The sequence below is a fragment of the Streptomyces litchfieldiae genome (genome assembly GCF_031845365.1).
Classification (GTDB): Bacteria; Actinomycetota; Actinomycetes; order Streptomycetales; family Streptomycetaceae; genus Streptomyces; species Streptomyces litchfieldiae.
Genome location: NZ_JAVREL010000003.1, coordinates 409,472 through 428,973, shown reverse-complemented (window position 1 = coordinate 428,973; position 19,502 = coordinate 409,472). Strand labels below are relative to the sequence as shown.

Genomic DNA, 19,502 nt, shown 5'->3' with positions numbered 1-19,502 from the left:
ACGCCTTCGTCAACGACCGCATCGCGGGAGCGGCCGCATTCGGCGGGTGTGGAGTCCACGATCCATACGTCGTCGTCGCTCCACACGGATGTGTCGGTGGCCAGCAGCCGGATGATTCGGCGGAGCAGCTCGGTGGCCTTGCGCAGGCGTTTGTTGTAGCCGGGCTGCTGGGGCAGGTAGCGTTCGCGCGCCCGTTGCCAGGTGAGCAACTCCCAGCCCGGCGGGGCCGCCGGAGCCTCCGGGGCGGTGCTGCTCTCGGCGGCTGCCGCCGGCCTGGCCAGCGCGGCCGTCAACGCCCCGCCCATCAGAAGACCGGCAGCTCTCCTGCGCGTCATACCCGTCACGTGTTCACGTCCTCCATCTGTCTCCCTCCGGGCGGCGCACCGGCGACGGTGCGCGCCGTCTACGTGATGCGCACAAGATCAAAGTCCCTCATGACAGGTCGTCAGGTTGTAGGCGGGAGGGCCCGTTCGGAGCCCTGATCACGTGGCTGGGAATGGAATGGACGGGACGATGCTCCGGCTTGTAGCTTCCAGTGGACCCGTGACACCGCCCAAGGAGGTGAGACCCATGAACGCTGTATCGCTGTGGGTGCTCCCCCTTCCCGTCACGGCCGGGCGATTGACGTAGGTGTCGCCGGGAGCGCCTCGACAACAAGGCACTCCCGAAAGGCAACACCCATGGACTCTCCGCAGTTCACCGCAGAGCCGTCGTCGAACATGTTCGACGTGATCATTGCCGGGTGCGGGCCGGCCGGCGCGATGCTGGCCGCCGAACTTCGGCTGCACGGTGTGCGAGTACTCGTTCTGGAGAAGGAAACCGAGCCCGTGTCGTTCGTCCGCATCGTCGGTCTGCACATTCGCAGTATCGAGCTGATGGCGATGCGCGGACTGCTGGATCGCATTCTCGAACACGGAAGGCGGCGACCGGCCGCCGGATTCTTCGCCGCCATCGCCAAACCCGTGCCCAAGGGCCTGGATTCCGCGCACGCCTATCTGCTGGGCATCCCGCAGCCGGTCATCGTTCGCCTGCTCGAAGAACATGCGATCCAACTGGGTGCGCGGGTCCGGCGCGGTTGTGCGGTGGCCGGTTTCGAGCAGGACGACGAGGGCGTGACCGTCGAGCTGGCCCATGGGGGTACTCCCGGCAAAGGCGAACAGCTTCGTACGCGCTATCTCGTCGGCTGTGACGGCGGGCGCAGTACGGTGCGCAAACTGCTCGGCGTCGGCTTCCCCGGCGAGCCCTCGCGGACCGAGACGCTGATGGGCGAGATGGAAGTGGGCGTGCCGCAGGAGGAGATCGCCGCCAAGGTGACCGAAATCCACGCGACCGATGGGCGATTCAGTCTCACGCCCTTCGGCGACGGGGCCTATCGCGTCGTGGTCCCCGCCGCAGGAGTCAGCGATCGCGCGGAACCGCCCACCCTTGAGGATTTCCGACGAGAGCTGCGCGCCATCGCCGGAACCGATTTCGGGGTGCACTCCCCGCGCTGGTTGTCCCGCTTCGGGGACGCCACCCGGCTGGCCGAACGTTATCGGGTCGGGCGGGTGCTGCTGGCCGGCGATGCGGCACACATCCATCCGCCCATCGGCGGACAGGGTCTCAACCTGGGCGTTCAGGACGCGTTCAACCTCGGCTGGAAACTGGCCGCACAGATCCGCGGCTGGGCGCCGGAGACACTGCTGGACACCTATCAGGCCGAACGACGTCCGGTCGCCGCGGACGTGCTGGACAACACCCGAGCCCAGACGGAGCTGCTGTCCACCGAACCGGGCCCGCAGGCCGTACGCAGGCTGCTCACCGAACTGATGGACTTCGACGAGGTGAACCGCCATCTGATCGAGAAGATCACCGCGATCGGCATCCGCTACGACTTCGGCGAGGGCCCCGACCTGCTCGGCCGCCGCCTGCGCGACATCGACCTGAAACAGGGCGACCTCTACGGGCTGCTGCATCACGGCCGCGGCCTGCTGCTGGACCGCACGGAACGCCTGATCGCCGGCGGCTGGTCGGACCGGGTCGATTACCTCGCGGATCCCACCGCGGAACTGGATGTTCCGTGCGTCCTGCTCCGCCCCGACGGCCACGTCGCCTGGATCGGCGACGATCAGCAGGACCTGGACGACCACCTCTCCCGCTGGTTCGGCGAGCCCGTCAACTGATTTCGCCCGAGCAGCCGAAAGGCGCCACGTGGTCGACCACAGCGTGCCCGCGGCGCCTGGCCGCCCGCCTCAGCCGAAGGAGAGGTTGAGGTCGGTCACGTACCAGAGGCCGTCGATCTCGGTGGCGTCGACGCCGATGCCGATCTGGCCGGGGTCCACGCCGGTGGAGTTGGACACGACGATGTCCTGGAGCGTCTGGCCGTCCACGGTGATCTGCTCCCCGTCGAAGACCGCCGTCCCGCCCGTCGTCGTGCCCTGCGCACCTGGCTCGACAGGGTCGCCGCGGGTTCCGGTGGGAGCGCCGGGCAGACGCTCGTTCTCAAGGGGCGGCGGCGGGTCGGCAAGACGCGGTTGGTCCAGGAATTCTGCGCCCGCTCGGGGCGGCCGTACGTGTTCTTCCAGGCGACGCGCGGCCAGCCGGCGCCCCTGGCGCGGCAGGCCCTCTTCGCCGCGGTGGCCGAGGGCGAGGGGTTCGCCGAGCACGGCCGGGCGCTGGCCCACGCGGCGCCGCCGGCGGACTGGGGGCGCACGCTGGCGGCGGTCGCCGCAACCCTGCCCGCCGGGGAGCCGAGCGTTCTCGTGCTGGACGAGGTGCCCTGGCTCGCCGAGGCCGACCCGCTGTTCGACGCGGCGCTGAAGACGGCGTGGGACATGGAGCTGTCCACCCGGCCCGTCCTGCTGCTCCTGCTCGGTTCGGACCTCGCGATGATGGACCGGCTGACCTCCTACGACCACCCGTTCTACGGCCGCGCCGGCCAGTACACCGTCGGCCCGCTCAACCCCGCCGACGTCCGCGACGCCACCGCGCTGGACGCGGCCGCCGCGCTGGACGCCTACCTCATCACGGGCGGATTCCCCGAGGTCGTGACCGACTGGCGGCCCGGCGAGCCGGTGGACGACTATCTCGCCCGGCAACTGGAGGACCCGTCCTCCGTCCTGCTCACCACGGGCGAACGCTCGCTGGCGGCCGAGTTCCCCGCCCGGCTCCAGGCGGGCCGGGTGCTGCGCGCGATCGGCTCGGGCGAGCGGACATTCTCCGGCATCGCGGCGAGCACGGGCGGCACGGCGGGCCAGCCGATGGCCCACGGCTCCCTGGCGCCCCTCCTGGCCGAGCTCACCGACCTCAAGCGGATCGTGGCCGCCGACGTGCCGCTGTCCACACAGCCGGCCCCCAAGCTCAAGCGCTACCGGATCGCGGACACGTATCTGCGGTTCTGGCTGGCGCACCTGGAGAGCTCGGTCGCCCAGGCCGAACGGGGCCGCGGCCGCCACTCCCTGAACCGCATCCGGCGCGCCTGGCCGTCCTGGCGGGGCCGCGCGGTCGAGCCCGTCGTCCGTGAGGCCCTGGCGCGCCTCCTGCCGGACGACACGTTCCCCGATGTGGCCGAGATCGGCGGCTGGTGGAACCGGCAGAACATCCCCGAGGTCGACCTGACCGGCGCCGACACGACCCCCGTCGCCCGCACCGTCCACTTCGTCGGGTCGGTGAAATGGCGCGACGACGCCCCCTTCGACGGCCACGACCTCGCCGAGCTCGCCGCCCATGCCCGCCACATTCCCGGCGCGGAGAACGCCCGGCTGGTCGCCGTCACCCGCTGTCCCCCGCTCAAAGCGGCCGGGGCCGGGCTCGCCGCCCGCTGGGGCCCGGAGGAGCTGCTGGCGGCGTGGGCCTGACCGGCCGGATCGTGGTGCCCGGTGTGGAACGGGTGTCGCGGCGCCGTGGGAACGTGCCATCGGGGGCGCCCGTCGGAGCCTCGGCGTGCCGTCAGGTCTTGAACGGTGAACTCGGGCCCGCCGATCCGAAAATGGTCGCCGGACGGTCGCGTTCCGGCACCGACTTACCCGGAAATGACCACCGCCCGTCACCGGAGCCGCACCGAACTTCCGCACACCTCACCGGGCCCCGGACGGGGCCGACAGCAAAACCCGAACGCTCCTCTCCGACGCCCGCCGCGCGGCACCGCCGCGCCCTCGACTCCCGTGCGCGCGACGGGCGGAAACGTTCACGGCCGCGTACGACCGCCCCTACTCCGAGGAACGGACCCGGGCGCCGAACTGGTCGAACGGGATCGCGTGGTGCCACGCCCGGTCCCGGATCTGGCAGGCGCGCAGGACCGCCGGAGGGTCGGTGACCAGCTCCACGCCCACCAGCCGGTCGGCCTCGTCGTGGCGCAGCAGCGCCAGCACGCGCGAGTCGAAGAGCCAGAAGTCCTCGGCGGGCAGTTCCAGCCACTCGGCGTCGGCCCGCCACAGGTTCCGGATGTGCTCGCCGGCCAGCGCGTCGCGGCGCGCGCCCTCCAGCAGGAAGAGCTGCCCCAGCGTGGGCGGATCGTCCACGACCCGGACCCGCTCGAACCGTTTGCCCAGGGCGACTTGCTCCCGCCGCACGGCGCACCACGGATCGTCCGCGCCCTCGGCGCGCCCCGCGCGCTGACCGGTGAGGAAAAGCTGATACGCCTCCGACTCCTCGTCCGCGTGGTACCGGCCACGCGACTGAAACCGCCAGGCCGTGTGCTCGAACGAGCCAAACATCCCGTCGAGCTCCGCGACACCGGGCAACTCGGGCACACACCGGCCACTTCCGGCCACGCGGCCTCCCGGCGTCCGGATGATGGCCTGCCCGGAGGCCGGCTCCGTGCCGCGGGCGCCGGAATCCGCGAGCCTCGGCCGCCTGCTCATGCGCCGTCCCTTCCCTGTCTGTCCAGCACCAGCATGACCACTCGGTGATGATCTGTCAGCAGTGCGTTACCGGACATATGCGCACCCCATCCGGCCACCCCCCTTGATCATCTTTTGTCCGCGGCGGCCGACGCCGCCGCGGTCTCACGACGACGACCGGCGCACCAGCTCCGTCGGCAGCACCAGCCGGGGCCGCTCCGGGCCGCCGTCGGCGATCTCCGCCAGCAGGGCGCGCGTCATCGCCCGCCCCATGCCCTCCATGGGCTGCCGCACGCTGGTCAGCGGCGGGTCCAGATGCCGGGCCAGCGCGGAGTCGTCGAAGCCGACGAGCGCCACGTCGTCCGGCACCGAACGGCCCAACTCGCGTAGAGCGCGGCGCGCGCCGATCGCCATCAGGTCCGAGGCGCAGAACACCGCGTCCAGCTCCGGCCGCCGCGCGATCAGCTCGCGCATCGCCGCGTGCCCGCTCTCCTCGGTGAAGTCGCCCCGCGCCACCAGATCCGAATCCGGATGCCGGCCCGCCGCGCGCAGCGCCTCCTGGTAGCCGTCGAGGCGGCAGCGCGCCACATACATGTCGGCGGGCCCGGTGATCGTCGCCACGGTGGCCCGGCCGCGGCCGAGCAGATGCTCCACGGCAAGCTGCGCCCCGCCCACGTTGTCACAGTCGACGTGCGGGACCAGCTCGTCGGCGGACCGGCGGCCGTTCATCACCAACGGGATGCCCATTTCGGCCAGTTGATCGGGCAGCGGGTCGTCCCCGTGCACCGACACCAGCAGCACGCCGTCCACCCGGTGGCTGGCCGCGTACTGCGCGAACCGCGCCCGCTCCTTGGGGGTGCGGATCAGGGTCAGCAGCAACTGGATGTCCGTATCGGCCAGTTCGGCCGAAACGCCACGGAGTATCCCGGAGAAGTACGGCTCGGCGAACAGCCGGGTCTCCGCCTCCGGCACCACCAGGGCGATGGCGTCGGAGCGGTTGGCCGCCAGCGCGCGGGCCGCCCGGTGGGGCACATACCCCAGATCGGCGATGGCCTGCTGCACCGCGGCCCGCGTCCGGTCACTCACCCTGGGTGACCCGTTGATCACCCGCGACACCGTGCCGCGCCCCACCCCCGCGCGGGCCGCGACTTGTTCAAGTGTCGGTCTTCCATCGCGGCCGGTGCCGCGCCTTGCCATAGCCATCGCTTCCTCCCGTTTCCGCCCCAGGATCCAACTACATCACGGAATCCGAGACGAACCGTTCTACGCCTTGACACCCGCCGGGCACTCGGGAACCCTTCAACCCATCACGACTGGGAGCGCTCCCACGCAGCTCAAACCCTACAGAACCCGTACGTTCCAAGCCCAGGCCCCCTATCCCCCACGTGTCGAAACCACCCGGCTGGGAAGGCAACGTCAGTGCGCCAGGAGGACGACGACGTCATGCGCAAGACAATCCGCACCACCCATCGGTCACGCGGCCGAGCCGCCAGAGCGGTCGCGGTCGGCCTGGCCGCCACGCTCGCCACCGCGTTGCTCGGCGCCTGTTCGAGCGATGACGAAGGAGATGGCGGTGAGGGCGGCGACGAACAGATCACTCTGCGAGTCGGCGTCTTCGGCCAGTTCGGCTTCGAGGAAGCCGGACTGTACGAGCAGTACATGGAAGAGAACCCGAACATCAAGATCGAGCAGGACTCGATCACCGACAGCGGCGACTACATGACCCAGCTCCGCACCCGCCTGACGCAGAACAGCGGGCTGCTGGACATCCAGGCGATCGAGGTCGGCAACATCGCCGAGATGGCGAACGAACTGCCCGACCGCTGGGTCGACTTCAACGAGTACGACGTGGACGCCAGCCACATCATGGGCTGGAAGAACGACCAGGCCACGAGCCCCGACGGCCGCTTCATCGGCCTGGGCACGGACATCGGCCCGACGGGCATCTGCTACCGCACCGACTACTTCGAGCAGGCCGGCCTGCCCACCGACCGCGAATCGGTGACCGAGCTCTTCGCCGACTGGGAGTCCTACCTCGAGGTCGGCGAGCAGTTCGCGGCGGACGGCCCCGAGGGCGTCGCCTACCTGGACTCCGCGGGTGGCATGTTCAACGCCGTGGTCTCCGCCTACGAGGAGCGCTACTACAACGCCGAGGGCGAGATCGCCTACGAGGAGACCGAGTCGGTCCAGACCGCCTGGGACCTCGCGACCCAGGCCGCCGAGTCCGGGCTCTCCAGCGGCCTGGAGCAGTTCCAGGACGACTGGAACCGGGCCATGGCACAGGGCGACTTCGCGACCATGCCCTCCTGCCCCGCCTGGATGCTCGGCTACATCCAGACCCAGGCCGGTGACGCCGGCGAGGACGTCTGGGACGTCGCCCAGTCGCCCACCCCGTCGAACTGGGGCGGCTCGTTCCTCGGTGTTCCCGAGGCGTCCGAGCACAAGGAAGAGGCCGTCGCGCTGGCCCAGTGGCTGACCGCCCCCGAGCAGCAGGCCACCTTCTTCACCGAGCGCGCCAGCTACCCCAGCTCCTCCACCGCCCAGCAGGACCCCGCGGTGCTGAACGCCACGCACCCGTACTTCAACGACGCGCCGATCGGTGAGATCTTCTCGCAGGCCTCCGCGGACATCCCGTCCACCCACATCGGCCCGTACGACCAGCAGATCCAGGACGGCATCACCGAGGGTCTGCTCGCCCTGGAGCAGAACGGTCTGTCGCCGGACGAGGCCTGGGACGACGTCGTGAGCGCGTTGGACAACGCAGTCGGTGAATGAGTCAGGACAGGTAGATGACGACTGAGCACCGAGAGGCCGCGCCCCCTGCATCGTCGGGGGGCGCGGCCCCGCGCCCGGAACCCGATGGGCGGCGGACCGCGAAGTCCGCCGCCCCCGACCCCAAGGAAGCCCGCCGCATGGCGCGCCGCTCGCGGCGCTACCAGTGGGACATCAAGTTCAGTCCCTACGGCTTCATCGCGCCGTTCTTCCTCTTCTTCGCCGCCTTCGGCCTGTTCCCGCTGCTCTACACGGGCTGGTCGTCCCTGCACGACGTGAGCATGACCACCCCGAACGAGATGGAGTGGGTCGGCTTCGACAACTTCACCCGTCTCTGGGACGACGAGTTCTTCTGGAAGTCGCTGCGCAACACGTTCACGATCGGCATCATCTCCACGGTGCCGCAGTTGCTGATGGCGCTGGGACTGGCGCACCTCCTCAACTACAAGATGCGCGGCAGCATGCTGTTCCGCGTCGCCATCCTCACGCCGTATGCCACCTCCGTGGCGGCGGCGACCCTGGTCTTTGTGATGCTGTACGGCCAGGGCGACTACGGCATCATCAACTGGTGCCTGGACCTGGTCGGCATCGACGCCATCTCCTGGGAGGCCGGCACCTGGAGTTCCCAGTTCGCGGTGTCCACCATCGTGATCTGGCGCTGGACCGGGTACAACACCCTGATCTACCTCGCCGCCATGCAGGCCATCCCCAATGACCTGTACGAGTCCGCCTCACTGGACGGCGCCTCCCGGTGGCAGCAGTTCCGGCACGTCACGCTGCCCCAGCTCCGCCCGACGATCCTGTTCACGATCGTGGTCTCCACGATCGGCGCCACCCAGCTCTTCGGCGAGCCCCTGCTGTTCGGCGGCGACGAGAGCGGCGGCGCGCAGAACCAGTACCAGACCCTCGGGCTCTACATGTACGAGACGGGCTGGGCCAACCGCCATCTGGGCCGAGCCGCGGCCCTTGCCTGGACGATGTTCCTGCTGCTGATCATCATCGGGCTGATCTATTGGGTGCTCACACGCTTGGTGGGCCGGAGCAGCGGCGAGGAGGAGTGATGGCCACGACCACGCAGGCCGTTCCGGCAGCACAGGACGACCGTAAACGGACCACGCCGCGGGCGGAGCGCCGCCGCGGTGTGAACCAGGCGGGACGGCAGCGGCACGCCGGCTGGCTGACGTATACGATCCTGATCATCTTCGGCATCGGATCGATCTTCCCGCTGGTGTTCTCGATCATCGCCGCCTCGCACACCAACGCCCGGCTGCTGGAGGAGGACCCGCCGTTCTGGTTCGGCGGGCGGCTCTTCGACAACCTGGAAACGGCGTGGGACGACGCCAACATGGTCAAGGCCATGACCAACACCATGTTCGTGGCGGGCACCATCACGTTCTCCACGGTGCTGTTCGCGACCCTGGCCGGGTTCGCCTTCGCCAAACTCCGGTTCCGCGCCAAGAACTTCCTGATGCTGCTGGTCATCGGCACGATGATGGTCCCGCCGCAGCTCACGGTCGTGCCGCTGTTCATGGCGATCGCCGAGCTGGAGTGGACCGACCACCTCCAGGCGGTCATCCTGCCGATGATGGTCAGCGCGTTCGGCGTGTTCTTCATGCGCCAGTACCTCATCCAGGCGCTGCCGACCGAGCTGATCGAGGCCGCTCGCGTGGACGGCGCCAACAGCCTGCGGGTGGTGTGGCACGTCGTCTTCCCCGCCGCGCGCCCGGCGATGGCCGTTCTGGGCATGCTCACGTTCGTCATGGCCTGGAACGAGTTCTTCTGGCCTATTATCGCGCTCACCCAGCAGAACCCGACCGTGCAGGTCGCACTGACCAACCTGGGCCGCGGCTACATCCCGGACCAGGGCGTGATCATGGCCGGCGCGCTGCTCGGCACTCTCCCCCTGCTCATCGCGTTCGTGCTGTTCGGCAAGCAGATCGTCGGCGGCATCATGCACGGCGCGCTCAAGGGCTGAGCGGCCCCGTCGTACGCGATTCGATACCCTCTCTACGAGCAAGAATGGGAGCGCTTCCATGACTGAAAACCAACCCCTTGTCTTCCCACCGGACTTCCTGTGGGGCTCGGCCACGGCCGCCTACCAGATCGAGGGCGCGGCCCGGGAAGACGGACGTACCCCGTCCATCTGGGACACCTTCAGCCGGACCCCCGGCAAGGTGCACGCCGGGGACACGGGCGACGTGGCCTGCGACCACTACCACCGCTGGCAGGAGGACATCGGCCTGATGGCCGAACTCGGCCTCCGCGCCTACCGCTTCTCGGTGTCGTGGTCGCGCGTCCAGCCCACCGGACGCGGTCCGGCGGTGCAGCGCGGGCTGGACTTCTACCGGGCCCTCGCGGACGGCCTGCTGGAGCGCGGGATCACCCCCGCGATCACGCTCTACCACTGGGACCTGCCGCAGGACCTGGAGGACGCGGGCGGCTGGCCGGAGCGGGAGACGGCCGAGCGGTTCGCGGAGTACGCCCACATCGTGGGCGAGGCCCTGGGCGACCGGGTGAGCATGTGGGCCACGCTCAACGAGCCGTTCTGCAGCGCGTTCCTGGGCTATGGCTCCGGCGTGCACGCCCCCGGCCGGCACGAGTCGGAGAGCGTCCTCAAGGCGTCCCACCACCTGAACCTGGCCCACGGCCTCGGCGTTCAGGCCCTGCGCTCGGTGCTGCCGCGCAACGCCGAGGTCGGCGTCACGCTCAACCCCGGCGTGGTGCGCCCGCACACCGACTCGGAGGCCGACCGGGACGCCGCGCGCCGCATCGACGCGCTGCACACCCGGATCTTCTCCGACCCGATGCTGCACGGCAGTTACCCGGACGACCTGCGCCAGGACACCGCCCGGGTCAGCGACTGGTCGTTCGTGCGGGCCGGCGACGAGGCCACGATCCACCAGCCGCTGGACTACCTCGGCCTGAACTACTACACGCCGACCATCGCCTCCGCCCCAACCGGCGACGGCCCGGCGGCCCGCAACGACGGCCACGGCATCTCCGAGCACTCCCCGTGGGTCGGCTCCGAGAACGTCGAGTTCCACCTCGCGAACAACGACCTCACCGACATGGGCTGGGCCATCGACCCGACCGGCCTGGTCGAACTGCTCCAGCGGTTCCACCGCGAGGTGCCGCAACTGCCGCTCTTCGTCACCGAGAACGGCGCCGCCTTCGAGGACAAGATGGACGCCTCGGGCGCGGTGCACGACCCGGACCGCATCGCCTACCTGAACGGCCACCTGGGCGCCATCCACCAGGCGATCGAGCAGGGCGTCGACGTCCGCGGCTACTTCCTCTGGTCGCTCCTGGACAACTTCGAGTGGGCGTACGGATACAGCAAGCGCTTCGGAGTGGTCCACGTGGACTTCGACACGCTCCAGCGCACGCCCAAGTCCAGCGCCCGCTGGTACGCGGAGGTGGCCGGCTCCGGCCAGTTGCCCGCGTGACCTGAACCACCCGGGCCGGCACCCCGCACGTGCCGCCCGGTGAGCCTCCCCGCGTCCGCCCGGAAGCCTTTCCGAATCCCTCTCGGAAAGGGGGACAGGGGGGGCCTGGCCCCCGGCCCGCGCCGCACTCCAGCGGCGGCGGCCGGGGGCCGGGTGCGTTCCGGGCCGGACAGGGCCGAGGTCCTGCCTAGCCGAAGGTGCCGTCGGGGGGCGGCGGGGACGGCGCGGCCGTGGCGTCGGTGACCACGGCGGCGCCGCCGGTGAAGTCGGTCAGCTCCCGGCCGGCGAGCACCCGCGCGGGATACGGGTCGCGGGCGCTGCGCTGGGCGAGTACGGCCGCCGGCAGCGCGGCGTCGGAGGCGCACAGCACCCCGTTCCCGAAGCGGCGCCCGCGCAGGACCGCCGGCTCGACCGCCAGGCAGACCTCGGCGAACCGGCTGAGCGCGGTCGCGACCTGGGCGCGCAGATGGGCCAGCGGCGGGCCGTCGGCGAGGTTGGCCGCGTACCAGCCGCCGGGGCGCAGGGCGCGGCGCACCTCGTCCAGGAACTCGGCGCTGGTGCAGTGGGCCGGGGTGCGCGCGTCGGCGAAGACATCGGTGATGACGAGGTCCGCCCAGCCGTCCGGGATCTTGCCCAGCACGGCCCGGGCGTCCGCCTCGCGTATCCGGATCCGGGCCCCGTCGGGCAGCGGCAGCTCGCGCCGGACCAGCGCGGTGAGCCGGCCGTCGGGCTCGGCGACCTGCTGGGTGGACCGGGGCCGGGTGACCGCCACGTAGCGGGCGAGGGTCAGCCCGCCGCCGCCGAGGTGCAGGACGGTGACCGGGCGTCCCGGCGGCGCGACGAGATCGATGATGTGGCCGAGCCGCCGTTGGTACTCGAAGGCCAGCCGGGTGGGGTCGGCGAGATCGACGTGCGACTGCGGGGCGCCGTCGAGCAGCAGCTCCCAGCTCCCGGTCCGGTCGGGATCGGGAACGAGCTGGGCGGTGCCGCCGCCGACCGTCTCAGTCACGGCCCGGTGGGCGCCGCCTCGCAGGAGTCTTCTCTTCGCCACACACTCCAGTGTGACCGCCCCCGGGCGCGCGTGTGCACCGGTCCACCACGCGCAGCATGGAGACGGCCTCGTTCAGCGCGGCGCGCAGCCGCTCCGGCTCGGTCGCGTCGATGACGGCGCCCTCCGGGGGCACCAGCCAGCCGCTGCCGGTGACCGGTGGCTGCTCGCCCCGGGGGGTGCCGGGATACGTCTGGGTGCAGGCGCTGCCGGGCAGGTCCCAGCGCTCGGCCGTGCCGGGCGGGACGATGAAGCCGAGCGTGTCCCCCTGGCTGTCGTGCAGTACGGGCCCCACGCCGTGTCGCAGGCGCAGGATGTCGACGGCCTCCAGTCCCTCCCTGGCCGGCACGGTGACCAGATCACAGGGCGCCGTTTCGCCGGTGTCCGCCATGGGTTTCCCTCCAAGGTGTCGGATGTGTTGCTCAACGCGCGACCACTGTCAACGGCTACGGCCCAGTTCCGCCGCATTGGGTGGCACTTCATGGCAGATCGTGGACGAGATGACCGTTTCATACGGATACCGACGGTAGTTGGCATAACACGGGCGGGTACCGTCCGGCCATGGCGACGTCATCATCCGCGCCCCGGCCGGCCGGTCCCAACACGGCGTTCCGGAAGCTGCGAGGGGCGCTGTCCCCGGGCGAGTTCGCCGCGGCCGTGCGGCGCGCGGCGGGCGAGATAGGCGAGCGCGTGAGCTGCGACGCGCGTTACATCGGGCGCGTGGAGGCGGGCGAGATCCGCTGCCCCAATTACGCGTACGAGCGGGTATTCCTTCATATGTTCCCCGGGCGTTCCCTCACCGATCTCGGATTCGAGCCCCGGCAGGTCGTACGGCGGCGCATGCCGCGTACCGGTCCCCCCACAGCTTTGTGCCCGGCCCCCTCGGCGGCGCCGGGCGCCGGCGACATCGACGACCAGGAGGAGGGCGACGTGCTGCGTCGCGCGTTCATGACCGGCGGCCCGGCCGCCGTCGCGTCCCTTGCGACCCTCGGGGCGCTGCCGGCCGCCGCCGGCGCGGCCCGGCCGGGCGGTCCTGAGGCCGCCGCCGTGACCCGCGCGGTCACGGATCTGCGGCTGCTCGACGACCGGCACGGCGCGGACGCGCTGTACCGGCCGGCGCGGGAAGCCCTGCGGGCCGCCTACGAGTTGCTCGACACCGGCGCCCGGCGTCAGGCGGTCGACGATCAACTGCACGCCGACGCGGGCGAGCTGGCGATCTCCGTCGGGTGGCTGGCCCATGACTCCGGCCGCCCGGCGCTGGCGCGCTCGCACTACGGAGAGGCGCTGGCCACCGCGCGGGTCGGCGGCGACCCGGCGCTGGAGGCGCATGTCTTCTGCAACGCCGCGTTCCTGGCGGCGGACACCGGGTGTCCCCGGGAGGCGGTGCGGGCCGCGCAGGCCGGGCAGCAGGCGGCGCGGCGGCTGGGGTCCGACCGGCTGCGGGCGCTGCTCGCGCTGCGCGAGGCGGGCGGCTGGGCGGGCATGGGTGACCGGCGCGGCGCGGAGGTGGCGCTCGCGCGGGCGCACACCCACTACGGACGCGGCTCGGTGACGGGCGCGCCGGAGTGGATGTCGTTCTTCGGGGACGCCGAGTTCGCCAGCCTGGAGGCCCGGTGCTGGGCCGCGCTGGGCGACTGGCCGCGCGCCGGCGCGTGCGCGCGGCAGGCGGTCGCGGCGGCGCTGCGCGAGCCGCACTTCGCGCGGAACACCGCCCTGTACGCGGCGGAGTTGGCCGGTTACCTGACGGAGCGGGGCGAGCCGGAGGAGGCGGCGGCGTTCGGCCACCGGTCGCTGGACCTGCTGACGCAGGTGCGCTCCGCCCGCGTCACGGGGCTGCTGGCCGGCACCGCGGAACGCCTGGGCCCGGCCCGGCGGGACGCCACGGTGGCCACGTTCCTGGAACGCCGCGGGGCCTGACCCGGCCCCCGGATCCCCGGCCCTCTCAGACGATGCCGTCCAGGTGGCCGATGTCGTTCCACCGCTCGATGGCGGGCTCGCCGTAGGCCCAGCCGAGGACCGAGACCGCCGCCGCGTCCAGCCGCAGCCGGGCGGCGAAGGTGACGTCGAGCCCCAGCCAACGGGCGGCCACCGAGCGCAGGATGTGGCCATGGGCGAAGACCACGGCGGCGCGGTCGGCCGCGTGCGCGGCGCGCGCCCAGGCCACAACCTCGTCGGCGCGGGCGGACAGTTGCTCCAGGGTCTCGCCGTCGGTGACGCCGTCGCGCCAGATCATCCAGGAGCCGCCGCGCCGGGCGGCGATCTCCTCGGTGGTCAGGCCCTCCTCCGCGCCGTAGTCCCATTCGCGCAGGGCGTCCCAGGTGGTGGCCCGGTCGCCGAACCCGGCCAGTTCGCAGGTGTCCTTGGCCCGGGACAGCGGGCTGGTGCGGACCTCGGCGCCCGGCAGGCCGTCCCAGGGGGCCTGGTGCAGCCTGGTGCCCAGGGCCTTGGCCTGGGCTCTGCCCTCCTCCAGGAGAGGCACATCCGTGAGTCCGGTGTGACGCCCGGTGACCGACCAGGCGGTCCGTCCGTGCCGGATCAGCAGGATGCGCGCGGCCATGGAGTTCCCCTCTGTTTGTCTCATCTGTCACTCATCATCTCGCACGCAACCGAAAGGGGCGCCCCGGGCGTCTTTTCCTCCGCCCTTCGCCGTACGGTGGCATTGACCGTTCGGCGCCCGCCCGATGACGACGTGAACTTGGAGTCTGACCGCATGCCCCGAGACCGGCCACGCTGGTGGACCGAGCTGCTACTGATCGTGGTTGTCTACGGGGCCTATTCGGGCGCCCGGCTGCTGGCCCGCGGCGATGTGGGCACGGCGGTGGACAACGGCCTGGCCATCCTGCGGCTGGAGAGCTCGCTGTGGCTGCATCCGGAGGATCCGCTCAACGAGCTGTTCACCGAGGAGAAATGGCTCGGTGTGCCGTCCTCGTTCGCGTACGCCTCGCTGCACTACCTGGTGACACCCGCGATCCTGGTCTGGCTGTTCCGGCGCCGCCCGCTGCACTACCGGCTGATGCGCACCTGGCTGCTGACCTCCACGCTGCTCGGCCTGGTGGGCTTCACGCTGATGCCCACCAGCCCGCCCCGACTGCTGCCCGGTGACTACGGGTTCGTGGACACCCTGGCCCAGTACGCCGGGTACGGCTGGTGGGCGGAGGACGCCAGCGCGCCCAGCGGCATGGGCGACTTCACCAACCAGTACGCGGCGATGCCGAGCCTGCACGTCGGCTGGTCGCTGTGGTGCGGGGTCGCGCTGTGGCACTACGGGAAGCGCACGACGTTCATGCGCGCCCTGGCCGTCGGCTACCCGCTCATAACGACGATCGTCGTCATGGGCACGGGCAACCACTACTTCCTGGACGCGCTGGCCGGTGCCGCCGTGATGACGCTGGGGCTGCTGCTCGCGCGCCCGCTGCTGCGGCTCGCGGGCCGGATCGGCGTGCGCCTGGGGCTGGAGACCGGGCCGGCGCCCGGCACCGAGCACGACAGCCTGCCGTCCCCCGCCGGTGCGCCCCCGCGCCAGCGCTCGCGCCCGCACGCGGAGGACATCGCGCGGCACAATGGATCGTCGGCGAAGCGGGAGGAGCTCGCTCCGCCCACCTGACCCGTCGCCGGCCGGGCGCCGGGCGCGATCCACAGGAGGCTGATCCCCCGATGGCAGATTCCGGCCAGGCTCCCGAGCCGCCGCGCCACCGGCGGCCGGCGGCGCTGTTCTTCGAGCCGCCCGCGGACCGGCCGGACGAGGAGCACTTCTTCGCCCTGGAGACGATCACCGACCCGAAGGAACTGCTGGACCGCGCCACGGAGCTCGCCGTGGCCTTCCAGGCGGCGGCGGACCGTTCCGTGGAGTTCCAGGCGATGGCGGCGGCGCAGCTCGCGGACCCCGGGCGGTTCGACGCGCTGCCCACCGCCGCGATCGCCGACCGCGCCGGCTGGACCGAGGACTACGCGGCGAAAATGATCGACTACGGCCGTGAGCTGCTGCGCCGCCGTCCCTAGGCCCTGTCGTAACCGATTTTTGCTCCGTCCGTTCGGGGTGCTAAGGTCTACGACGTCAGCAGGCGCCGCTAGCTCAGTTGGTTAGAGCAGCTGACTCTTAATCAGCGGGTCCGGGGTTCGAGTCCCTGGCGGCGCACCGACAGGGGAAGCCCCCACCAGCCGGAGACGGCAGGTGGGGGCTTCGCCTTTGTAACGGTTCCGTCTCCGGCGCAGCGAAAGCGGCGCCGCATCGCCACCCCGCTGCATCCGCATCCGCCCGCGCACGTTCTCCGGGTAACCGATCCGACCGGCGCCGAGCACCCTGCCATGTCCAGTTCCACCCTGCCATCCGCCCGGCCGAGATCGCCCGCCCGTCCGGACACGCCTCCGAGGCCGTCGCCGAGCAGGGAGATCGCCGCGTCGACGTCCCCGGTGGGTCGCGGGCACTACAACGCCACCGAGCGCGCCACCGAATTCCTCGACGGGCCGGCGTGCCGGTCCCGAGCTCAATCCGTTCGGGAATCTCCGAAAGAGAGATTAGATTAACGATCACTACAACAATTTCAGACAGAAACTAACGCACAAGGGATTGACGACGGGGGAGGCGGCGTGATCCTCGACCACGGCGACAGAACCGGGGACTTCCCGAGGATGCCCGGCGGAGCCCAGGCGATGGTCACCCGGCGGGTCGCCCGCGGCGCCGACGGCCGACCGGTCCAGAGCCAGCTTGGCCGGCCGGACGAGCTTGAACCTGCCGGTGCTGGCCAAGCTTCCGGCCACCCACCTGCGGGCCACCGCCCTCACCGAGACGGGGATCGCCCTGGTCAGGGCGAGCAAGCCCCGCCGCGGCAGCCGGTCGGAGATGACGCTGGCGCTGCCGTCCCCGCGTCCCGACCTCCAGCGGCCCACGGACGACAAGCGGCCGCACCACGTCCTGGAGACCTCGCTGACGACGGCGTTCGGTGTCTTCTCCCCCCTGGTCGAACTCGGCGAGCCGACCCGCCGGCTCATCGGCACCGACAGCGCGTTCGTCTACTACAGCGGAAGCGCTGGGGACCCGGGCGTTCTGAGGACCGGTCTGCCGCACGGGATGGCCGCCCCGCGCAACAAGGCGGTCTGGCTGCGAGGACGCCTCACCGGCGATGCCAAGCGCGACAACCTGCTCCCGGAGATCAGCTTCGACCGGCTCCGCAAGACCCACTTGGAGCGCAACCGCACGCCGGTCGCCCACACTCCGGACACCCTCCACCGCTACCTCCACCGCTACCTCCGCCGCATGAGGAAGGTCAACCAGGAGGGTTCCCAGATCGTCAGGGAAGCGCTCGACGAGCAGGTTCCGGCCGCTCTGAAGCGGCGGCGCATGACCCGCGCCGACGACGACGGGCAGTCCACCGACACCGCGCTCGGCGCCTGCACCGACATCGAGCACCCGCCCCACAGCCCGGCCAAGCGCTGCGGCCCGGGCCCCGTGTGCGTATCAGGTGGCGGATGCTCAGCGATGGCTGGGCCCCCCGGTCAGTCGATGCCTTCGACGATGCGGAAGTCGCGCTCGACGCCGTCGGGGAGGGCCACCAGCGCCTTCTGGTATGCCTCGCTCTCATATGCCGCGACGGCCTGTTCCAAGCTGTCGAACTCGATCAGAACGACGCGTTGCGTGATTCCGGCCTCGTGGGCGACGACTCGACCGCCAAGGAGGGACAGGACGCGCCCGCCCCCAGCCTGGACAGCCGGACCGGCCAGCTCGTTGTAGGCAGTCAGCCCCTCAAGGTCGGAAATGGCGGGGTAGACGCTGACCCAGTAGCCCTTGGCCATGGAAACCTCCTGTGTTCGGCCGGACACGTCCGACTTCGAACTGACACCCAGATCGATCGATCCCGCCGACGGGTACTGCGGTCAGTGGAATCGTCATATGCGCAGGTTAGGGCTCGATGTGCGGTCGAGGGAAAGACCGGTTCGGGATAGACTCAGAACGGATCGTTATCAATCTGCAGGGAGGGCACGTGGCGCCGGATACGGTGAGCCTGCGGTACTTCCTGGTGCTGGCACAGGAGTTGAACTTCACCCGCGCGGCCGCACGGATCGGTATCGCACAGCCCGCACTCAGCGCCCGGATGCGCCGATTGGAGGCGGAACTCGGTACGGCCCTGCTGGTCCGCGACACGCGTAGCGTCGTATTGACCACGGCCGGTGCGGCTTTGGCGGAGTCCGCGCCGCCCGCGCTGGCGGCGCTGGACCGGGCATGGGACACCGCCCGGAGCGCGGCGGCCGGTGAACTGGGCACGCTGCGCATCGGATACAGCCTCAGCGCCGGGGCCGAGACGGCACCGGCCCTGGTGGACAGGCTGATTCGCGGCAACAGCGGACTCGAGGTCGGCGCGGTCCCGATGGCGACACCGGAGATCTCCCCCGCGGTCGCCGACGGCCGCATCGATGCCGGGATCACCCGCGGTGAACAGCCGGGCCGTGGCGTGCACCGGTACCTGCTGCGGCGTGCGCGCGTCGGGGTCCAGATGGCGCAGCAGCATCCGCTGGCCGAACGCCCGGAGATCGAGATAGCCGACGCGGCCGCGTATCCGCTGCGGCTCCCGGACCGTGCGGCCAACCCCGTGATCCACGATCAGCTGTCCGCACTGTTCCGAGACATCCGGCCACACCTCCGATTCCACACGCCCGCGGTCTCTTTCGACATGGCTCAGCGCGACCTGCGCGACGGGGTCACCCTCGCCCCGGCCGGAGAAGCCGCGGCCACGGCACAACCGGCCGGTCTCACCTGGCGACCGCTGCGGGGCGCGCCCAGCCTGACGTTCCACCTGGTCCTCCCACGCGAGCAGTCGCGACTACACCGCCGCATCCGTGCCGTCGCCAAAACCCTGGCGCACGAGCTGCACTGGCTGCCGGACTGACGCGCGAGAGGTCAAGCGAGACGGACGCCTGCGGTGGCGAGGCCGAAGACCCTGCGTCCGGCGGACTTCCCGGTGATGACGACGGCGGTCTTGCTGAATGTCCGACACGACCTCGCTCCGCCGGCGGATCAGCAACCGAAAGCCTGAGCATGAACGCGCCTTCGAGGTACCTGCCGAGCGGCTGTACCAAGCACTCCAACGGTCCCGAGCCGACTGGGCTGCCGACTGGGCTGCCGACTGCGCGCGATGGCACCGAGACCACGAACTTGCCTGACTCGCCTGACACCTGCTGGGCACCCTGGATAACCCACGCAACCGGTCCACTCCTTCTCCTGGGCGGTTCGCGGCCTCGATTCGACAGCTATCGGCTGGGCGAATGAACACCGAAACCATGAGGTAGGCGATGAATCAGAACCCCCATCCCCGGACACCCCGCGGATTCCTCGACGACGGATTCCCTGTCACCGACGCGGCACAGTTCGGGTGACGCTTGATCCCTCGTAAGCACCCCGCCTCGCCGGGCACCGGTCGACAC

At 71.0% G+C, this 19,502-nt stretch carries 17 protein-coding genes, 1 tRNA gene and 1 pseudogene; 11 read left to right on the top strand and 8 right to left on the bottom strand.

Annotated elements, in window-relative coordinates:
• Positions 1–14: 14 nt before the first annotated feature.
• A pseudogene (locus RM590_RS08515) lies at positions 15–179 on the bottom strand (IS982 family transposase); the annotation flags it as partial.
• 501 nt (positions 180–680) lie between these two features.
• Here RM590_RS08515 and rox point away from each other — a divergent pair.
• Positions 681–2,162, top strand: coding sequence for a rifampin monooxygenase (gene rox / locus RM590_RS08510; protein WP_311703780.1), 1,482 nt, complete (start codon positions 681–683; stop codon positions 2,160–2,162).
• Positions 2,163–2,231: 69 nt separating this feature from the next.
• Here rox and RM590_RS08505 read toward each other — a convergent pair whose 3' ends face one another.
• On the bottom strand, positions 2,232–2,369 hold the full coding sequence (locus RM590_RS08505) for a hypothetical protein (RefSeq protein WP_311703779.1): 138 nt from the start codon (positions 2,367–2,369) through the stop codon (positions 2,232–2,234).
• A 183-nt stretch (positions 2,370–2,552) separates the two neighbouring features.
• Between RM590_RS08505 and RM590_RS08500 the strand changes: the two genes are divergently transcribed.
• A complete protein-coding gene (locus tag RM590_RS08500; RefSeq protein WP_311703778.1) occupies positions 2,553–3,836 on the top strand; it encodes an ATP-binding protein in 1,284 nt (427 codons plus the stop codon).
• A gap of 351 nt (positions 3,837–4,187) precedes the next feature.
• Here the strand turns inward: RM590_RS08500 and RM590_RS08495 are convergent, their stop codons facing one another.
• On the bottom strand, positions 4,188–4,730 hold the full coding sequence (locus tag RM590_RS08495; RefSeq protein WP_311703777.1) for a DUF6879 family protein: 543 nt from the start codon (positions 4,728–4,730) through the stop codon (positions 4,188–4,190).
• A gap of 255 nt (positions 4,731–4,985) precedes the next feature.
• On the bottom strand, positions 4,986–6,023 hold the full coding sequence (locus tag RM590_RS08490; RefSeq protein WP_311703776.1) for a LacI family DNA-binding transcriptional regulator: 1,038 nt from the start codon (positions 6,021–6,023) through the stop codon (positions 4,986–4,988).
• A 240-nt stretch (positions 6,024–6,263) separates the two neighbouring features.
• On the opposite strand from RM590_RS08490, the gene RM590_RS08485 reads away from it, so the two are divergent.
• From RM590_RS08485 to RM590_RS08470, 4 genes are read left to right on the top strand one after another with little or no spacing between them, the layout of a single operon-like run.
• The gene (locus RM590_RS08485; RefSeq protein ID WP_311703775.1) at positions 6,264–7,595 is read left to right on the top strand and encodes an ABC transporter substrate-binding protein; all 1,332 of its coding nucleotides are present in this window, start codon (positions 6,264–6,266) and stop codon (positions 7,593–7,595) included.
• 14 nt (positions 7,596–7,609) lie between these two features.
• Positions 7,610–8,653 (top strand): carbohydrate ABC transporter permease, encoded by a 1,044-nt coding sequence (locus RM590_RS08480; RefSeq protein WP_311703774.1) that lies wholly within the window; start codon positions 7,610–7,612, stop codon positions 8,651–8,653.
• Positions 8,653–9,567 carry a carbohydrate ABC transporter permease gene (locus RM590_RS08475; RefSeq protein WP_311703773.1) on the top strand — a complete coding sequence of 305 codons (915 nt, stop codon included), beginning with the start codon at positions 8,653–8,655 and terminating at the stop codon, positions 9,565–9,567. Before RM590_RS08480 ends, RM590_RS08475 begins: the two co-directional genes overlap by 1 nt.
• Positions 9,568–9,625: 58 nt before the next feature.
• Positions 9,626–11,038: a GH1 family beta-glucosidase gene (locus tag RM590_RS08470; RefSeq protein WP_311703772.1), complete on the top strand. Its 1,413-nt coding sequence runs from the start codon at positions 9,626–9,628 to the stop codon at positions 11,036–11,038.
• 187 nt (positions 11,039–11,225) lie between these two features.
• Here RM590_RS08470 and RM590_RS08465 read toward each other — a convergent pair whose 3' ends face one another.
• A complete protein-coding gene (locus RM590_RS08465; protein WP_394813823.1) occupies positions 11,226–12,089 on the bottom strand; it encodes a spermidine synthase in 864 nt (287 codons plus the stop codon).
• Positions 12,040–12,477: a hypothetical protein gene (locus tag RM590_RS08460; RefSeq protein ID WP_311703770.1), complete on the bottom strand. Its 438-nt coding sequence runs from the start codon at positions 12,475–12,477 to the stop codon at positions 12,040–12,042. The genes RM590_RS08465 and RM590_RS08460 overlap by 50 nt, the downstream gene beginning before the upstream one ends.
• A 170-nt stretch (positions 12,478–12,647) precedes the next feature.
• Between RM590_RS08460 and RM590_RS08455 the strand changes: the two genes are divergently transcribed.
• The gene (locus RM590_RS08455) at positions 12,648–14,003 is read left to right on the top strand and encodes a hypothetical protein (protein ID WP_311703769.1); all 1,356 of its coding nucleotides are present in this window, start codon (positions 12,648–12,650) and stop codon (positions 14,001–14,003) included.
• Positions 14,004–14,028: 25 nt separating this feature from the next.
• Here the strand turns inward: RM590_RS08455 and RM590_RS08450 are convergent, their stop codons facing one another.
• Entirely contained in the window at positions 14,029–14,643 is a 615-nt protein-coding gene (locus RM590_RS08450; protein ID WP_311703844.1) for a histidine phosphatase family protein, read from the bottom strand.
• A gap of 153 nt (positions 14,644–14,796) precedes the next feature.
• Here RM590_RS08450 and RM590_RS08445 point away from each other — a divergent pair, with 153 nt between their 5' ends.
• From RM590_RS08445 to RM590_RS08435, 3 genes are all read left to right on the top strand, one after another.
• Complete coding sequence (locus RM590_RS08445) at positions 14,797–15,690, top strand: phosphatase PAP2 family protein (protein WP_311703768.1); 894 nt, start codon at positions 14,797–14,799, stop codon at positions 15,688–15,690.
• Positions 15,691–15,740: 50 nt separating this feature from the next.
• Positions 15,741–16,085, top strand: a complete 345-nt coding sequence (locus RM590_RS08440; RefSeq protein ID WP_311703767.1) for a hypothetical protein — start codon at positions 15,741–15,743, stop codon at positions 16,083–16,085.
• Between the two features lie 62 nt (positions 16,086–16,147).
• A tRNA-Lys gene (locus tag RM590_RS08435) sits at positions 16,148–16,221 on the top strand.
• A gap of 1,358 nt (positions 16,222–17,579) precedes the next feature.
• Here RM590_RS08435 and RM590_RS08430 read toward each other — a convergent pair.
• Entirely contained in the window at positions 17,580–17,876 is a 297-nt protein-coding gene (locus tag RM590_RS08430; protein WP_311703766.1) for a DUF1330 domain-containing protein, read from the bottom strand.
• 116 nt (positions 17,877–17,992) lie between these two features.
• On the opposite strand from RM590_RS08430, the gene RM590_RS08425 reads away from it, so the two are divergent.
• Positions 17,993–18,967 (top strand): LysR family transcriptional regulator, encoded by a 975-nt coding sequence (locus tag RM590_RS08425; RefSeq protein ID WP_311703765.1) that lies wholly within the window; start codon positions 17,993–17,995, stop codon positions 18,965–18,967.
• Positions 18,968–19,502: the final 535 nt, after the last annotated feature.

Coding starts and splice junctions, on each gene's coding strand:
- rox (WP_311703780.1), top strand. CDS start 681: ATGGACTCTCCGCAGTTCACCGCAGAGCCGTCGTCGAACATGTTCGAC.
- RM590_RS08490 (WP_311703776.1), bottom strand. CDS start 6,023: ATGGCTATGGCAAGGCGCGGCACCGGCCGCGATGGAAGACCGACACTT.
- RM590_RS08485 (WP_311703775.1), top strand. CDS start 6,264: ATGCGCAAGACAATCCGCACCACCCATCGGTCACGCGGCCGAGCCGCC.
- RM590_RS08480 (WP_311703774.1), top strand. CDS start 7,610: ATGACGACTGAGCACCGAGAGGCCGCGCCCCCTGCATCGTCGGGGGGC.
- RM590_RS08475 (WP_311703773.1), top strand. CDS start 8,653: ATGGCCACGACCACGCAGGCCGTTCCGGCAGCACAGGACGACCGTAAA.
- RM590_RS08470 (WP_311703772.1), top strand. CDS start 9,626: ATGACTGAAAACCAACCCCTTGTCTTCCCACCGGACTTCCTGTGGGGC.
- RM590_RS08460 (WP_311703770.1), bottom strand. CDS start 12,477: ATGGCGGACACCGGCGAAACGGCGCCCTGTGATCTGGTCACCGTGCCG.
- RM590_RS08455 (WP_311703769.1), top strand. CDS start 12,648: ATGGCGACGTCATCATCCGCGCCCCGGCCGGCCGGTCCCAACACGGCG.
- RM590_RS08450 (WP_311703844.1), bottom strand. CDS start 14,643: ATGGCCGCGCGCATCCTGCTGATCCGGCACGGACGGACCGCCTGGTCG.
- RM590_RS08445 (WP_311703768.1), top strand. CDS start 14,797: ATGCCCCGAGACCGGCCACGCTGGTGGACCGAGCTGCTACTGATCGTG.
- RM590_RS08440 (WP_311703767.1), top strand. CDS start 15,741: ATGGCAGATTCCGGCCAGGCTCCCGAGCCGCCGCGCCACCGGCGGCCG.
- RM590_RS08430 (WP_311703766.1), bottom strand. CDS start 17,876: ATGGCCAAGGGCTACTGGGTCAGCGTCTACCCCGCCATTTCCGACCTT.
- RM590_RS08425 (WP_311703765.1), top strand. CDS start 17,993: ATGTGCGGTCGAGGGAAAGACCGGTTCGGGATAGACTCAGAACGGATC.